This is a genomic window from Acinetobacter sp. UBA6720, assembly GCF_002454215.1.
Classification (GTDB): Bacteria; Pseudomonadota; Gammaproteobacteria; order Pseudomonadales; family Moraxellaceae; genus Acinetobacter.
In genome coordinates this window covers 32,430-47,447 of sequence record NZ_DKIK01000016.1, presented here as the reverse complement: position 1 = coordinate 47,447, position 15,018 = coordinate 32,430, and the positions used below count along the sequence as shown (strand labels likewise).

The window sequence follows — 15,018 nt, the reverse complement described above, 5'->3', positions numbered from 1 at the left end:
AATTATGGCAAGAATGGCAAAAGTCGTAGAACTTCCCTCTATCACAAAGCTTAATAAAATACAGGGAAAAATAGCCGCCCAACTCATTCAAGCCTTACGACAAGCAGTACAAAATGGCGATTTACAAGCGGGCGACCCTTTACCCTCGTCACGTGAATTGGCGATGACATTAAGTGTCTCGCGGGGCACCATAATTGAAGTATATGATCAGCTCTTGGCTGAGGGCGTTTTAGAAGCACGTGCGCGTCAAGGCACTTTTGTTTCAGATAACTTGGCACGTTCAAAGCGTCAGCAAACTCAGAAGTGGACAAACACACACGCTACTCAAATTCAGCTAACACCCGCAGCTCAGGCCTATGCTGAAGTATTGAAAGAATTTAAACCGCTTCCCCATCTTCCTTTTGCAGTCTCTGTACCTGTTGGACGCACCCAACCAAATGATATTTGGAGAAAATTTGGCAATCGCTACCGCGCACGGGGCGTCGCAGCACCCTCTGGGTATGATGACCCACAAGGTGTATTTTCCTTACGTGTTGCGATTGCTGACTATGTACGACGCTCTCGTTCTGTACACTGTGAAGCTGAACAAATAGTCATTACTAGTGGCATCCAACAGGCACTCTATATCTGTAGTCAGATTCTATTTAAAGCACAAGATCAGGTCTGGGTCGAAGACCCTGCTTATCGAGGGACAACTGCCCTATTAGAAAACTCAATACAACCCTTACATATTGTTCGTGTGCCCGTAGATGAAGAAGGAATTCAAGTCGATACAGGTATAAACCTCGCGCCAAATGCCCGTGCAGCCTTTGTCACCCCATCTCACCAATATCCAATTGGGATGCCCATGAGTTTAGCCAGAAGAACCGCATTACTCGCTTGGGCCAAACAGCAAAGCGCTTGGATTATTGAGGATGATTATGACAGTGAACTGCGCTACAGTGGTCAACCTTTTCCAGCCTTGCAAGGGTTAGCACCTGAACAAGTCATCTATTTAGGGACATTTAGCAAAGTACTGTTCCCATCACTACGCCTCGGCTATGCCGTACTGCCCAAAGCTTTGGTGTCCCCTTTTTGTGGATTACGTGTTCTGATCGACCGTCATCCTCCCTCTGCTGATCAGCATGTTCTGGCTGCCTTTATTCAAGAAGGTTATTTAGAACGTCACATTCGACGGATTCGCAATGTCTATGCTGAGAACCGTCGATATTTGATTGGCATGATTGAGCGTTATATTCCAAAACACTTAGGTTATTTACAAGCTGGAGATCAAGGTATGCATATGGTGCTATGGCTTGCAGATTACATGGATGATCGGGAAATCGCTCAAGCGGCACTAGATGCTGGCATTGCGATTAAAGCGGTTTCCCCGACCTTTTCATTGGAACGTAAACGCTCTGGATTAGTGCTTGGTTTAGGAGATTTTGATCAGGATCAGATAAAAATAGCTATCCAAACTGTAGCAATTATTTTGAAATCTCATGCCAAACCGAACCGGATTGAAAGAAGTTAAATTAATATTTATTTCACGTGATATATCATTATATTGCGTATAATACACATGAAATGGCATTCGGAGATAAAGCTACATTGTCGATAAAATGAAGCACTCTCCCCTAAACAAAACTTCTCCATTCAGCAAATAGGTAAAAGATACAAACAAAATGAACACGACGAAAGCAACATGGATTGGTCTGGCTGCCATTGTATTATGGAGTTTAATTATTGCTCTGATTAAAGAGGTGAGCAACAGCTTTGGAGCGATTGGTGGAGCCGCCCTCATTTATTCATTGGCTTCTGTTTTTTTGCTGCTCTCCTTTGGTTGGACTCGGTTAAAAGAATTTCCTCTTCCTTATCTGATATGGGGAAGTTTACTGTTTGTCTCTTATGAAATTTGCCTTGCCCTGTCCATTGGTTACTCAACCAGTAGTCGACAAGCCATCGAGGTTGGGATGGTGAACTACCTGTGGCCGACCTTTACCATTATCTTTGCGATTGTATTTAATAAACAAAAAGCCAATTTTCTCATCGTACCCGGCTTTTTTATCTCGCTAATAGGAATTTGTTGGGTATTAGGCGGTGATCAAGGATTAAGCCTTAAGGGCATGCTAAGCAACGTTCAAAATAACCCTCTAAGTTATGGCTTAGCATTACTCGGCACCGTACTTTGGGCGTCTTATTGCACCATCACCGCAAAAATGGCAAATGGTAAAAATGGGGTGACGCTCTTTTTCATTTTAGTTTCAATTGTGCTGTGGGTTAAATGGTTGTTGTTAGGTGAAGGCACTTTGAATTTTGAACTGCAACCCACCATTTATTTAGTCCTTGCAGCCTTTGCGATGGGTATGGGCTATGGTGCATGGAATATTGGTATATTGCATGGCAATGTCACACTATTAGCTGCCGCATCATATTTTATTCCTGTGCTTTCCGCTGTGGTTTCCGCCGTCATTTTAAGTACGCATTTAACTTTCAGTTTTTGGCAAGGTGCTTTGATGGTCTGTCTCGGCGCTTTATTATGTTGGGTTTCAACCAAAACCAAAGCATAAATTCTTAACAATAGAGTCTATTTCAGGAAAATTTTCAGCTCTAACGCTTATCCTTAAAACCCGTAACTTAATAAAAAAGCCCACGATAACATTACATGCGTTGGCTTTTTTATTGTTTCAAAACAGTGGATGGATATTAGCGTTCACGCAATGCTTCTTTGGCTTTGTTAAACGGTTTAATTAAATAGTCCAGCACCGTCTTGTGCCCTGTTTTAATATCTACGACAGCCACCATACCTGATGTAATGTTAAATTGTTTCCCCTGCTTATTCATCAATTTATCGGAGCACGCGTTTTACACTCATCTTAGTATTCCATAAATATTCCTCAGATTGGTCATATTACAATCTGTAGAAAAGCAAAATAATTGAGTAAACAACGAATACACTCATTCATACTCAAGAATTGAGACGATGCCTCTTTATATTAGGGGTATTTTAACACCCCCTATCGTTTGCAACTCATCAAAACTTCGATGTTTTAAACAGCTGATAATTGAACACAGAAATCTTTAGAATTTATAGCAAATTGGACTTTATATAATATTGTTTCTATATGCTCATCTGTCGTATAGGCTCCAAAGCTAAAGCGCACCGTATATTCAGCCAGTTCCTCATTCAGTCCTAAAGCATTTAATACATGAGACTGAGTTGCATGATGTGAATTACAGGCCGATCCACTCGAAACCGCAGCAACCTGTTTAACCGCTGAAAAAATAGAATTGGCCTGCTCACCAAAAAAACTGACATTCAAATAATTGGCAACATGTTTGTTCGGATGACCATTAAGTTTCACAGGAGTTAAAGCCTGTAAACTCGTTAAAAATTGATTCCTTAATTTTTGAATACGTTGTTGTTCTTCAACTAAGTTTATTTTAGCCAGTCTACAGGCTTCCCCCATCCCAACAATTTGATGTGTCGCTAAAGTTCCTGAACGCAAACCCTGTTCATGCCCACCGCCATGAATTTGAGTCTTGATTTGTTTTTGAATGCCTTGACGCACATAGAGCGCACCAATGCCTTTGGGGCCATATATTTTGTGGGCGGATAGGCTGAGTAAATCAATATGCATCGCATGAACATCAATCTCTGTCTTTCCTGCAGCTTGAGCCGCATCAACATGAAATAAAATTTGATGCTGATGCGCAAATAGTCCAATGGCTTGAATATCAGTTAATGTACCAATTTCGTTATTGACCATCATCAGCGAAATTAAAACCGTATTGGGTTGAATGGCCTGTTCTACCTGTTCTGGGTGAATCACGCCTGTACCTAATTCAGGTTGTAAATAAGTCACCTGAAAACCGAGGTTTTCGAGGTCTGCACAGGTATCCAAAACGGCTTTATGTTCTATTTTGCTGGTAATAATGTGTTTATTTTGATTTTTATAACGATCTAAAGTTCCTTTGATCGCGAGGTTATTTGACTCTGTTGCACCAGAAGTCCAAATAATTTCTTGCGGATTGGCATGAATTAAATCAGCCACATGCTGCCTAGATGTGGCGATATGTTTTGCAGCATCCCAACCATAATGATGCGATTGTGAAGCAGGATTTCCAAAATCACCTTCTACAGACAAACATCGAATCATTGCTTGAGATATTTCAGGGAGAATAGGTGTTGTTGCTGCATAATCCAAATAAATTAATCTGCTCATTTTAATCACTATTAAAAATAAATTTAGAATGATTATAAAGGATGAAATTTATTCTATTTATATGGATTTAATCATACCTTATCAACAATATTAAGCTTATAAAAAAATCGTCAGCTCTAACATTCACTAACGATTTTAATATAGAAAATTAGCTGATTTATATTTAAAAAAATAAGATTTAAAATTATAAAACCCGAGACAAGAAGTTTTGAGTACGCTCTTCTTTGGGATGCTCCAGAACCTGTTGAACGCTACCTTGTTCAACTATTCTCCCCTGATCCATAAACACCACATGGTCGGCAACTTCTCGTGCAAAAGCAATTTCATGCGTTACAATTACCATGGTTTTACCTAATTTCGCCAAGCTTTTGATTACATTTAAGACTTCTCCTACCAACTCAGGATCCAAGGCGGACGTTGGCTCATCAAATAAGATCACTTTGGGGTCTAAGGCTAAAGCTCTGGCAATCGCAACACGCTGCTGCTGACCACCAGAAAGTTGTTTGGGCCATGCTTCAACTTTATCTCTTAGCCCCACTAAACCCAATAATTGATTGGCTTTTAAAATGGCTTGATCTTTACTGAGTTTTTTATGGGCCAAGGGTGCTTCAATAATATTTTGCAAAACATTTAAATGTGGAAATAAATTAAAATTCTGAAACACATAACCGACAGATTTACGCTGTTTTAAAATATCTCTTTCTTTTAATTCATAAAGTTTATCACCTTTTTTACGATAGCCGATAAACTCATCATCAATTTGAATAAATCCTGCATCCACACGTTCTAAATGATTTATCGTTCGTAATAACGTTGATTTACCTGACCCTGAAGGACCAATAATTACCGTGACAGAGCCCGCAGGAATATCAAGGCTAATATCCTGTAATGCCGCATGTCCTGCATAGTTTTTAAATACATGGCTCACTTGAATATGACCATTTGCAGGAGATGTTGCTTGATTAATGATCATAACTAGCTCCTATACGCGGTTGAGTCGTGTGTGGCTGCGTTTTCTTGAAAAAAGCAAAACTATTAATGGCTGATTTCCGCTCGCCTTTTGCCAATATTTTTTCGATATACCATTGGACGATGGAAAAAACACTGGTGACGATGACATACCAAACGGCAGCAACCATCAACAATGGAATCACTTCTTGGTTACGGTTATAGATCATTTGTACGGTGTAAAAGAGTTCAGGCATTGCTAAAACATACACAATTGATGTGCCTTTAGATAAACCGACACATTCGTTGATAATCGCTGGAATGATACTGCGAATAGATTGCGGTAAAATAATCCGTGTTGTACGACGCCACCATGACAAACCCAACGCTGCCGCTGCTTCAAATTGACCATGATCGACCGACAAAATCCCACCACGGATGACTTCCGCGGTATAAGCGCTTTGTACAATCACCAAACCGACTAAAGCCGTTGAAAATTGATCCAATGCATTGATGGTTTTAAACTGAGCAAAGACCGTGTCGGTAAACGGTACACCGACATTGATATATTCATATAAATAAGAAAAGTTATAGAGAATAATCAACACCAACAGCAGTGGTAATGATCTGAACATCCAGATATACACCCATGCCAATGAGCGAATTAACCATGATGAAGACAGTCTCATCATGGCTACAATGGTGCCCAAAATTAAACTAAACACGATTGACCAAAAGGTCAGTTTCAGAGTCATCAACAAACCCTGAAGAATCGCAGGGTCAAAGAACCACTGTCTAAAAACAGGCCATCCCCAGTTTTTGTTGGAAAAAATCGACTCAGCAACCACTGCAATAATTAATACTGAAAATGCGACTCCAATGTAGCGCAGTGGATGACGTGCTGGAACGATTTTATAATGCTCTAGACTCATGCGACCTCCTTTTGCAGTAACGTCTTTCTAAAAGGAAGCCCACCATGTAAAGGTGCTCCAATATAACGATCAAAATTAAAATCTGGAGTGAGTTCAAACTGCGGTTCATAGCCTAGACTCAAATACAATTTCACGGCTGGAATTTGTTTAAACCCTGTGGTAAGAAAAATCTTGCTATACCCCGCAGCAAGCGCACTTCGTTCCAGCTCTTTGACTATTTTTGCAGCCAGCCCTTGTTTACGTAAGTTTTGATGTGACCAAATCCGTTTCAGCTCTGCGGTTTCTGCGTCATAGCGTTTATAGGCACCCATTGCAATCACTTCATCATCACGTTTCAGTACCACAAACAATCCATGTGGCGGTAAAAAATCTTCCGCCCCTTCATAGCGTTCCCGATGTGTGGCTTTTTTACGTTCATCAATGACTTGAGCATCTTGACGTGAAAAGAAATCACCATAAATTTCTTCATATTCAGCAAATAACTGATCCAGTAAAGGCTGTGCTTCAGGCACATCAACAGGCATTTGGATAAATTTTTCTTGCATAATGACCTCTTATTTATCCTGAATCAGTGGGTTAATCACTGATTGTGGAATTCCTTCATTTTGTAAATTCCAACGTGATAGGGCTTGGGTATATGTCCCATTCGCAATGACCCCGTTTATAGATGATTGAACAGCATTCACTAAGCCTGTACCCTTTTTCACAGCAACAGCAACCGACCACGTCCCATCTAATGCACCCACGGCTTTAATATTGGCACCATTGGCCTGTTGCCATACACCCATTACATTGGGAATGAGGTAGGCATCGACACGACCAGATTGCAATGCCAAAGCCGCAGCTGCACCATCTTCCAAATAAATGGGCTGTGCTGGGTTCAACCCTTTTTGTCGATTGTTTTCAATCCAGTTCAACAGTAGCCGTTCTTGATTGGTGCCAGAACCAACCACAATTTTGAGTCCAGCAATATCATCAGGCATTCTAATTGCTTGGATTTTGCTGTCTTTGGTCACATAAAAAGCCAACATATCCTGACGATAGGTTGCAAAGTCGTATTTCTGCTTACGTTGTTCTGTGACCGCAATATTACTGAATACAGCATCGAATTTTCCCGACGCCAAACCAAGTGGCCAGTTTTCCCACGAGGTTGGAATCACTCGGAGCTTGAGACCTAAACTGTCGGCAATTAACTGTGCAATATCAATTTCACTGCCTATACGGGTCTGGTTATCTTCGGCCAAAACATGGAGGGGTGGAAAACTGTTGGTTCCCACAGCAACAGTAAAATAACCCTCATTTACAAACTTAAAACCTTGAGGCAATTGAGCAATTGCCTCTAGATTTTTAGTCGTATGAATAGCCACCGTGTTATTTCTTAAAGTCTGTTGCTCTTTTTCTGAAAAAGCAGTTTTCAAATGATTTTCTTGCACATGAGTTGCTGTCTCATTGTTATAGCAACCCATCACACTTAAAGTCGCCAGTGTCAGACCAAAAGCCACCGCTGTCTGGGCGTTATACATTTTAGTCTCCCAGCCCTGGCGGGTTAATGACAGAATGTTGAATCGCTTCTGCCTGTGCTCCCCACCGTTTTAAGACTTTTTGATATTCTCCCGTTTGAATTACCCCGTTTAAAGCCGTCTGTACCGCATCAACCAAACCACTGCCTTTTTTGAGCGTGACACCCAATTCGGCAGATCGTGTTCCTCCCCCAAGTGCTGTCCCTGCCAAACGGATTTTTGCACCATTTGCCGCTTGCCATGCATAGGCAACATTAGGACCAAATAAAGCATCAACTCGCCCAGACTGGAGCGCCAAACTTGCAGATGCACCATCATCGTAATAAAGAGCCCGCCCCGGTGGCAGCCCTTTCTTTTTATTGTCCTCAATCCAGTCCAGCAGTACTTTTTCCTGATTGGTACCAGAACCAACAATCACTTTTAAACCAGAAATATCATCAGGGCCTTTGATCGTTTTAACTTTACTTTTCTCTGCAACGTAAAAAGCCAATACGTCTTGGCGATAAGTCGCAAAATCAAATTTCTCTTTACGTTCTTTGGTCACGGTGACATTGGCAATGGCAGCATCATATTTGCCACTAATCACCCCGAGTGGCCAGTCCTCCCAAGACGTTCGAACTAATTTCAGCTTTAAACCCAAACTGTCTGCAATCAAACGGGCAATATCAATTTCAGTACCAATATAGGTTTGATTATCAGGCCCCAATACACTTAAAGGTGGCGCTCCTGAAATAGCAGCAACGGTAAAATAACCCGTATTTACAAACTTAAAATCTTTTGGAATTTTTTGACTAGCTTCCGCATTGTGAGCAACATGAATCGGTGTCATATTCTCTTTCAACTTTGCAAGCTCACGGCTATAAAAATCGGTTTTATCGGTCGCTTTTGCAGACTCGGCTGTTGATCTAGCCGTTTGTGTAGATGCCTGTTCTTTACCACATCCAACCAGAGAAATGCCTAGAAACAGTGCCAAAGCAATTGTCAAAGGTGTTTTATTCAACCGCATGAATCTGTTCCTTTTCTGATGATTCAAATTGATTGTCTGGTCGCTTTAAACCAAAACTAGAGCGTAAAGTAGTGCCTGGATATTCGGTACGATATAGCCCGCGCTGTTGTAGCAATGGCACAACTTTTTCGATGAAGGTATCTAAAGTTTTAGGGGTTGCACCCGCAATGATGAAGCCATCTGTCGCCTCTTCTTTTACCCAGAGTTCTAACTGATCTGCGACTTCTTCTACCGTTCCAGCAAAAGGTGGACGTGGTGTGGCAGATTGAAGTGCGACCTGACGTAGGGTTAAATTCTCTGCTTTGGCTTTGCGTTTAATTTCATCAGTACCACTTTTGAAGCTGTTTTCACCCAGTGTGCCTAGTTCTGGAAATGGTGCATCGAGTTCATACTGAGAAAAATCATGGTGTTCAAAGAAACGGCCTAAATAATTCAGTGCGTCCTCTATCGTCACCAAAGCAGCAGTTTCAAGATATTGACGCTCTACGTCCTCAGCAGAATCTCCAATCAAGACTCCAATGCCTTGGAAAATCAGTAAATCATCTGCGTCACGACCATTCTTAATCACTTGTTGTTTCACATCTAAGTAAAATGCTTGTGCTTCTTCCAAAGAGGCTTGATGGGTAAAAATCGCATCGGCATGTTTCGCGGCTAATGCACGACCTGCACCTGATGCCCCTGCTTGGAATAGAATCGGGCGGTCTTGTGGCGAACGCTCTACATTGAGTGGCCCTGCCACTTCAAAATGTTTTCCTTTGTGATTTAATGTATGTAATTTACTGCGTTCAAAGAATTGCCCTGTTTCTTTATTGCGAACGAAAGCACCCTCACCCCACGAGTCCCAAAGCCCTTTGGCCACTTGCAAATATTCATCTGCAATTTCATAACGTTGACTGTGCTCAGGATGCTGTTTGCGGGTATGATTTTTTGCGGTACCTTCAAGTGGTGTCGTTACGACATTCCATCCCGCACGTCCGCCACTTAAATGATCCAGACTGGCAAACTGACGCGCAATGGTAAACGGCTCGCTATACGAGGTCGACACCGTACCCACCAAACCAATATTTTGCGTCACACTGGCTAGGGCTGAAAGCAACGTAATCGGTTCAAAACGATTGAGAAAATGAGGAATTGATTTTTCATTGATATATAGACCATCAGCCACAAAGACAAAATCAAACTTTGCCTGTTCTGCCTGAAGCGCTACATTTTTGGCAAATTCAAAATTAATACTAGCATCGACCACCGCTTCAGGATGGCGCCATGCAGACATATTTCCGTTTGCACCGTGTAAGATAGTTCCAAGGCGAATTTGTTTGTTATTACTCATGTTAGACCTCTGCGTTTTTATGAATAGACTCAAGTGCTTGTGTTGCTAAGGCAGCAAAGTACTGAGCAGCTGGATAAATTAAGGATTCATTGGGTTGATATTGGGGGTGATGCAAACCGAAGTGACTGGCACTGCCGATACTGACAAATGCACCGGGGATCTGTTCTAAATAGGCGCCAAAATCTTCACCGATCAAATAAAGCGGCGCCTCTTGCACCTCATAACCTTGCGCATGTGCAACGCTTTGACTCAGTTCAGCCCATGTTGCAGTGTTGATTAATGCAGCGGGGCCATTGTCCCAATCCACAGCAATCTCAACTGAATGAGCAAGTGCAATACCTTGTGCAATTTGTTTAAGTTTTTGTTCAACGGCTAGGCGAACCTCTGGAGAATGGGTTCGTACCGTGCCCTCCAAGTGCGCTTCTTCTGGCAAGATGTTCCAACTGGTGCCTGCATGCAATTGGGTGATACTGACCACACAGGTATCCAAATTATTTATGCTGCGACTGGCAATGGTTTGCACAGCACTAATCAACTGTGCCGCGACAACAATTGGATCTTTGGTTTCATGCGGACGACCTGCATGACCGCCTTTGCCTTTAATCACGATTTTGAAGCGGTCAACGTTGGCATAAAATCCACCAGCACGTGTCGCAAAAGTGCCTAGAGGCAACTCAGGGACATTATGAAAACCGAAAATGGCGGATACATCTTCCAAGGCGCCACTATTGATTACCTCATAAGCACCACTATAGGTTTCTTCAGCGGGCTGAAAAATAACGCGTACCGTACCTTTTAGTTCAGACACTTGCGCTTGAAGTAAAATCGCAGCGCCTAAAATGGTTGAGCTATGTAAATCATGTCCGCAGGCATGCATGACCCCATCGTGAGTCGAACGAAAGTCTTGTTCGATTTCTTCATGAATGGGTAAAGCGTCGATGTCTGCTCGAATAGCGACAATCGGATAACCCGTGCCAATATCCGCAATCAGTCCTGTTTTTAAACCCCACGTTGAGGTTTCAATGCCGTATTCAGACAACCATTGTTTTAACTTATCGGTGGTTCGAAACTCTTGCCCAGATAATTCTGGATGACGATGTAATTCATGTCTCCAACGGAGCAACTGCTGTTCCAGTAATGATCTATTTGGCATCAATTTCCCCAACTCAGGCTGCAAGCACAGCATGCTGTGCCAGTAAAGTTAGAGATTTCAGACGTGTTGCATGATCCAACAGTGGCGATTCCACAATAAATTCATGGATACCAAATTGTTGATGCAAAGCATGTAATTGCTGATGAACATCATCGACCGTCCCTTTGATAATATTCAGTTGCTCTTTTTTAAGGCTTTTAATTGCAGATTGAGCTTGTCTCGAAAACTCTTGCCCGCTTTGTTCATTCGGTATCTTTACGCGTTGACCATTCTCAAGCTCCAACGTCCAAACAGATAGTCCTGCTGCCAGTTCTTCCGCTTGATCGCGGCTATCTGCCACAATAATTTGTGCAGCAACAATCGCCTTTTTCCCAGAGGAGTAGCTTGAGTAAGTTTGCAAAGCATCTTGAAGCAAGTTGGCATCGCCATTCAAATGCGCAGCAAATACGAAATTCCAGCCTAAATCTGCTGCAAGTCGAGCACTTTCAATGCTCGCACCCAATAAGAACTTTTCTGCAAGTTGCTGAGGTGCTGGTGTTGCAGCAACCTGATCAGGCTGATTTCGATCCAACTTTGCATGTAAATAATGATCTAATGCTTGTAACTGCGCCTTAAAGTCGCCCTTTTGTGTCTGATCTAAACCCAGCTGTAATGCTTGAGTTGAAACAGGAAAACCACCAGGTGCTTTGCCTACACCCAAGTCCACGCGGTTATGCGCAAGACTGGCCAAAACATTAAAATTTTCCGCAACTTTATAAGGACTGTAGTGCTGCAACATCACCCCACCCGAGCCAATTCGAATACTTTTAGTCTGTGCCAACAACCATGCAATCAAGATTTCAGGTGATGGACTAGATAACACAGCCGTGGAATGGTGCTCAGCAACCCAATAACGATAAAAACCTAATGCTTCTGCTGTTTGAGCAATTTGCAATGCATTTTTAAATGACTGTTCCGCACTGATGCCTTCAGCTTTTGGGCATTTATCCAGTATGCTTAATTTATAACTCAGCCCCATTTTCTATTTTCCAGAAGATTTAAAGTTGGAACCTATTAAACAAATTTACGGTTTGAAAATTAAATATTAAATAAACTTAAAGTTATATAAAAAAGAGCAAAAACTAATTTTAAATAGAAAATAATATATTATAAAAAATAATGAATTACTTATTTAAAAACACAAAAAAAACTTTTAATTAAAAATGATATTAAAATGACTATTTAATATTTAACAATAAAAAAACAGTCTATATATTGACTCACAGAATACACACATTCTTTCGTTTGTTGATTCAAACAAAGCCATCCAAATCACATCAGTGGAAAACATAATGCTGCAATTCAAGTTAAAACAGCCTCTGCCTGAAAAGCCGGGTTTTAAAATATCCCCTCTCTATCAATCCATTTTTTTTGCATTAACTTGCGGAGTGACAGGTTCTCTCTATGCTGAAGATATTCAGCAAAAAGATGTAACACCTGTTGAAAAAGAAGATGTTCAACAACTCGAAAGTGTGGTGGTGGTAGGTAACCGTGGTGGTATTCGTACCATCACTGAAAGTCCTGCACCTGTGGACATCATTAGTGGTGAACAACTCGTCAAACAAGGTAACACCCTTGCTTTAAGAGATATTTTGGCAAAAGTGATTCCCTCTTTTAGTGTGGCTACCGTACCTAGCCAACCCGATGGTTATGGGGCTGTTGCACGTTCTGCGGGTTTACGTGGCTTGGGTGGTGGGCATACACTCGTGCTGGTCAACGGTAAACGTCGCCATGTCGGTGCTTTGGCCATTAACAAATACGGTTTTGGCGAGGGCTACCAAGCAGCGGACTTAGATCTGATTCCAATTGGTGCTATTGCACGAGTTGAAGTTTTACGTGATGGAGCAGCCGCTCAATATGGCTCCGATGCAATTGCCGGGGTTATCAACATCGTGCTCAAATCAGCAGATCATGGTGGCAATATTAGTGCCACCTATGGTGGTCGCGAGCATTATTCAGGCACTGACCGCAATGGAGAAACCTTCCAACTGAATGCCAACGTTGGTGCACCATTGGGTCAAGACGGATTTATTAATTTTGGTTTTGACCTAAAAAATCAGGATGCTACCACCCGTGCAGGGGCCGTTTCGGGCAACATTTATTCAAAAGTAAATGGTCAAGATGACCCACGTGAAGCAACTGTAGATCGTAATTTAAATAAATTAGGTCTGCCATCAGTTGAACAGTTTAATGTTTCTGCAAATGCTGAGCTTCCTCTAAGCGATGCAGCCACGTTATATAGTTACACCACCGCGGGCTGGCGTGATGCCTCGACTGGTGCATCTTACCGTCGTCCAAATTCCAGATCAGGCATTGTTGAAATCTTTCCAAATGGCACAACTCCCGATGTCATTTTAAGTGAAACGGATGTACAAACCGTTTGGGGACTAAAAGGAGATAACGTGCTCGGTTGGGCATGGGATGTGAGTAGTTCTTATGGTAAAAATACACAAGACCACTCCACTGAAAACAACTTAAATCCATCTCTTGGTCCGTCTAGCCCAACATCATTTGGCTTACAAAAATACGATGCCTATCAATGGGTCAGCAATCTTGATTTTAAAAAGACCTTTGATATTGGAATTGGTGCAACGCCACTAAATGTTGCTTGGGGACTAGACTATCGTAAAGAAGGTTGGTCTTCTAAAGCCACCGACCCTTTAGCCTATAAAAATGGCGGTTATATTATTCCTACAGGTGATAATGCGGGTTTAACTGCGACTGTGGGAACTTTTGGTGCTCGTGTACTGTTACCTGAAGATGAAGCCGATATTAGCCGTAGTAACACCGCCGCCTATTTAGACTTAGGTTTAGATGTGACTGACAACTGGTTTGTGGGTTTAGCGGGTCGTTTTGAGCATTATGATGACAGTTCAGGCGATACCTTTAACGGTAAAATTAACAGCCGTTATGAGTTCAATCCTCAACTGGCGATACGTGGGACAGCCAGTACAGGCTTCATTGCACCCTCTTTATACCAACAAGGTTTTGCCAGTACAGGTATTGTCAGTACTGTAAACAATGGCGTTCGCTCCGATGTCTACAGTAAGTCGGTACGTACCGACTCTGCGCTGGGTCAAGCTCTCGGTGCCGAAGCACTCGATCCAACCAAATCGACCAACTTTTCACTAGGCCTAACCTATAGCCCATTTAAAAACTTTAATCTTGCAGTCGATGCTTATCGTATAGAGCTGAAAGATCGTATTGCGTCTACGGCAGGTCTTACAGGAACGGGCATCAATAACATCTTGGCAGCAAACGGTTTTTCCAACGTCAACTATGTCACCTATTATGCCAACTTATTTGATACAGAAACCAATGGTGTCGATGTTGTTGCAGACTACACCCAACAATTAGAGAAATATGGTCGTATCCGCTGGAGCTTAGGTTTCAACTGGAATGAAACAGATATTACAGCCATCGCGGATAATCCAAGTCAATTGGACGGTATCAATATTGATCGTATCACCCGTCGTACCAAGGGCATGATTACCGATGCAGATCCGAAAACCAAATTCACGTTGGCTGCAAATTGGCAATACGCAAAACTGGATTTAAATACTCGCCTATCACGCTATGGTAGTTACATTGCACGCAGTGAAACAGCAGCTACAGATCAAACTTTTGGTGCCAAATGGATTGTGGATCTAGATGCCACATATAACTTTACGGACAGTCTATCCTTTACTTTAGGTGCAGACAATTTGTTCAACACTTACCCTGAAAAATCCAACATTGTTGATGGCTTAGGTGAGAATTACTATGCACAGCTTTCACCTTTTGGACTCTATGGTGGTTATTACTACGGACGTGTTAATTACCGCTTCTAAAATCTTTTAAATCTAAATACTTTGGTGAAATTGCAATATCGCTTAGGTCTTTTGA

General features: G+C 41.9%; 12 protein-coding genes and 1 pseudogene. 3 read left to right on the top strand and 10 right to left on the bottom strand.

Annotated features, from left to right (window positions below):
- Nucleotides 1-4: 4 nt before the first annotated feature.
- Both B4F08_RS01955 and yddG read left to right on the top strand, forming a co-directional pair.
- Complete coding sequence (locus tag B4F08_RS01955; RefSeq protein WP_291372791.1) at nt 5-1,513, top strand: PLP-dependent aminotransferase family protein; 1,509 nt, start codon at nt 5-7, stop codon at nt 1,511-1,513.
- Nucleotides 1,514-1,664: 151 nt separating this feature from the next.
- Complete coding sequence (yddG, locus tag B4F08_RS01950; RefSeq protein WP_291372786.1) at nt 1,665-2,549, top strand: aromatic amino acid DMT transporter YddG; 885 nt, start codon at nt 1,665-1,667, stop codon at nt 2,547-2,549.
- A 136-nt stretch (nt 2,550-2,685) separates the two neighbouring features.
- Here the strand turns inward: yddG and B4F08_RS01945 are convergent.
- From B4F08_RS01945 to B4F08_RS01900, 10 genes and pseudogenes are all read right to left on the bottom strand, one after another.
- A pseudogene (locus tag B4F08_RS01945) lies at nt 2,686-2,835 on the bottom strand (secretion protein HlyD); the annotation flags it as partial.
- A gap of 194 nt (nt 2,836-3,029) precedes the next feature.
- Nucleotides 3,030-4,205, bottom strand: a complete 1,176-nt coding sequence (locus B4F08_RS01940) for a cysteine desulfurase family protein (protein ID WP_349680351.1) — start codon at nt 4,203-4,205, stop codon at nt 3,030-3,032.
- A gap of 184 nt (nt 4,206-4,389) precedes the next feature.
- Nucleotides 4,390-5,178, bottom strand: coding sequence for an amino acid ABC transporter ATP-binding protein (locus tag B4F08_RS01935; protein ID WP_110975435.1), 789 nt, complete (start codon nt 5,176-5,178; stop codon nt 4,390-4,392).
- Nucleotides 5,168-6,085 carry an amino acid ABC transporter permease gene (locus B4F08_RS01930; protein WP_086209385.1) on the bottom strand — a complete coding sequence of 306 codons (918 nt, stop codon included), beginning with the start codon at nt 6,083-6,085 and terminating at the stop codon, nt 5,168-5,170. Before B4F08_RS01930 ends, B4F08_RS01935 begins: the two co-directional genes overlap by 11 nt.
- Complete coding sequence (locus B4F08_RS01925; RefSeq protein WP_086209386.1) at nt 6,082-6,630, bottom strand: GNAT family N-acetyltransferase; 549 nt, start codon at nt 6,628-6,630, stop codon at nt 6,082-6,084. Before B4F08_RS01925 ends, B4F08_RS01930 begins: the two co-directional genes overlap by 4 nt.
- Nucleotides 6,631-6,639: 9 nt before the next feature.
- Nucleotides 6,640-7,608: an ABC transporter substrate-binding protein gene (locus tag B4F08_RS01920; protein WP_119063595.1), complete on the bottom strand. Its 969-nt coding sequence runs from the start codon at nt 7,606-7,608 to the stop codon at nt 6,640-6,642.
- 1 nt (nt 7,609) lies between these two features.
- Nucleotides 7,610-8,611, bottom strand: coding sequence for an ABC transporter substrate-binding protein (locus tag B4F08_RS01915; protein ID WP_086209388.1), 1,002 nt, complete (start codon nt 8,609-8,611; stop codon nt 7,610-7,612).
- Entirely contained in the window at nt 8,598-9,941 is a 1,344-nt protein-coding gene (locus B4F08_RS01910; RefSeq protein ID WP_291372780.1) for an LLM class flavin-dependent oxidoreductase, read from the bottom strand. The genes B4F08_RS01915 and B4F08_RS01910 overlap by 14 nt, the downstream gene beginning before the upstream one ends.
- A gap of 1 nt (nt 9,942) precedes the next feature.
- Complete coding sequence (locus B4F08_RS01905) at nt 9,943-11,094, bottom strand: amidohydrolase (RefSeq protein WP_291372778.1); 1,152 nt, start codon at nt 11,092-11,094, stop codon at nt 9,943-9,945.
- 13 nt (nt 11,095-11,107) lie between these two features.
- Entirely contained in the window at nt 11,108-12,112 is a 1,005-nt protein-coding gene (locus B4F08_RS01900; RefSeq protein ID WP_291372776.1) for an MsnO8 family LLM class oxidoreductase, read from the bottom strand.
- Nucleotides 12,113-12,425: 313 nt separating this feature from the next.
- Between B4F08_RS01900 and B4F08_RS01895 the strand changes: the two genes are divergently transcribed.
- Entirely contained in the window at nt 12,426-14,963 is a 2,538-nt protein-coding gene (locus tag B4F08_RS01895) for a TonB-dependent receptor plug domain-containing protein (protein WP_291372774.1), read from the top strand.
- Nucleotides 14,964-15,018: the final 55 nt, after the last annotated feature.

Bases quoted from the DNA above. Each gene is read 5' to 3' on its own strand.
- B4F08_RS01895 (WP_291372774.1), top strand. From the start codon at position 12,426: ATGCTGCAATTCAAGTTAAAACAGCCTCTGCCTGAAAAGCCGGGTTTT.
- B4F08_RS01955 (WP_291372791.1), top strand. From the start codon at position 5: ATGGCAAGAATGGCAAAAGTCGTAGAACTTCCCTCTATCACAAAGCTT.
- B4F08_RS01920 (WP_119063595.1), bottom strand. From the start codon at position 7,608: ATGTATAACGCCCAGACAGCGGTGGCTTTTGGTCTGACACTGGCGACT.
- B4F08_RS01915 (WP_086209388.1), bottom strand. From the start codon at position 8,611: ATGCGGTTGAATAAAACACCTTTGACAATTGCTTTGGCACTGTTTCTA.
- B4F08_RS01935 (WP_110975435.1), bottom strand. From the start codon at position 5,178: ATGATCATTAATCAAGCAACATCTCCTGCAAATGGTCATATTCAAGTG.
- yddG (WP_291372786.1), top strand. From the start codon at position 1,665: ATGAACACGACGAAAGCAACATGGATTGGTCTGGCTGCCATTGTATTA.
- B4F08_RS01910 (WP_291372780.1), bottom strand. From the start codon at position 9,941: ATGAGTAATAACAAACAAATTCGCCTTGGAACTATCTTACACGGTGCA.
- B4F08_RS01930 (WP_086209385.1), bottom strand. From the start codon at position 6,085: ATGAGTCTAGAGCATTATAAAATCGTTCCAGCACGTCATCCACTGCGC.
- B4F08_RS01925 (WP_086209386.1), bottom strand. From the start codon at position 6,630: ATGCAAGAAAAATTTATCCAAATGCCTGTTGATGTGCCTGAAGCACAG.
- B4F08_RS01940 (WP_349680351.1), bottom strand. From the start codon at position 4,205: ATGAGCAGATTAATTTATTTGGATTATGCAGCAACAACACCTATTCTC.
- B4F08_RS01900 (WP_291372776.1), bottom strand. From the start codon at position 12,112: ATGGGGCTGAGTTATAAATTAAGCATACTGGATAAATGCCCAAAAGCT.
- B4F08_RS01905 (WP_291372778.1), bottom strand. From the start codon at position 11,094: ATGCCAAATAGATCATTACTGGAACAGCAGTTGCTCCGTTGGAGACAT.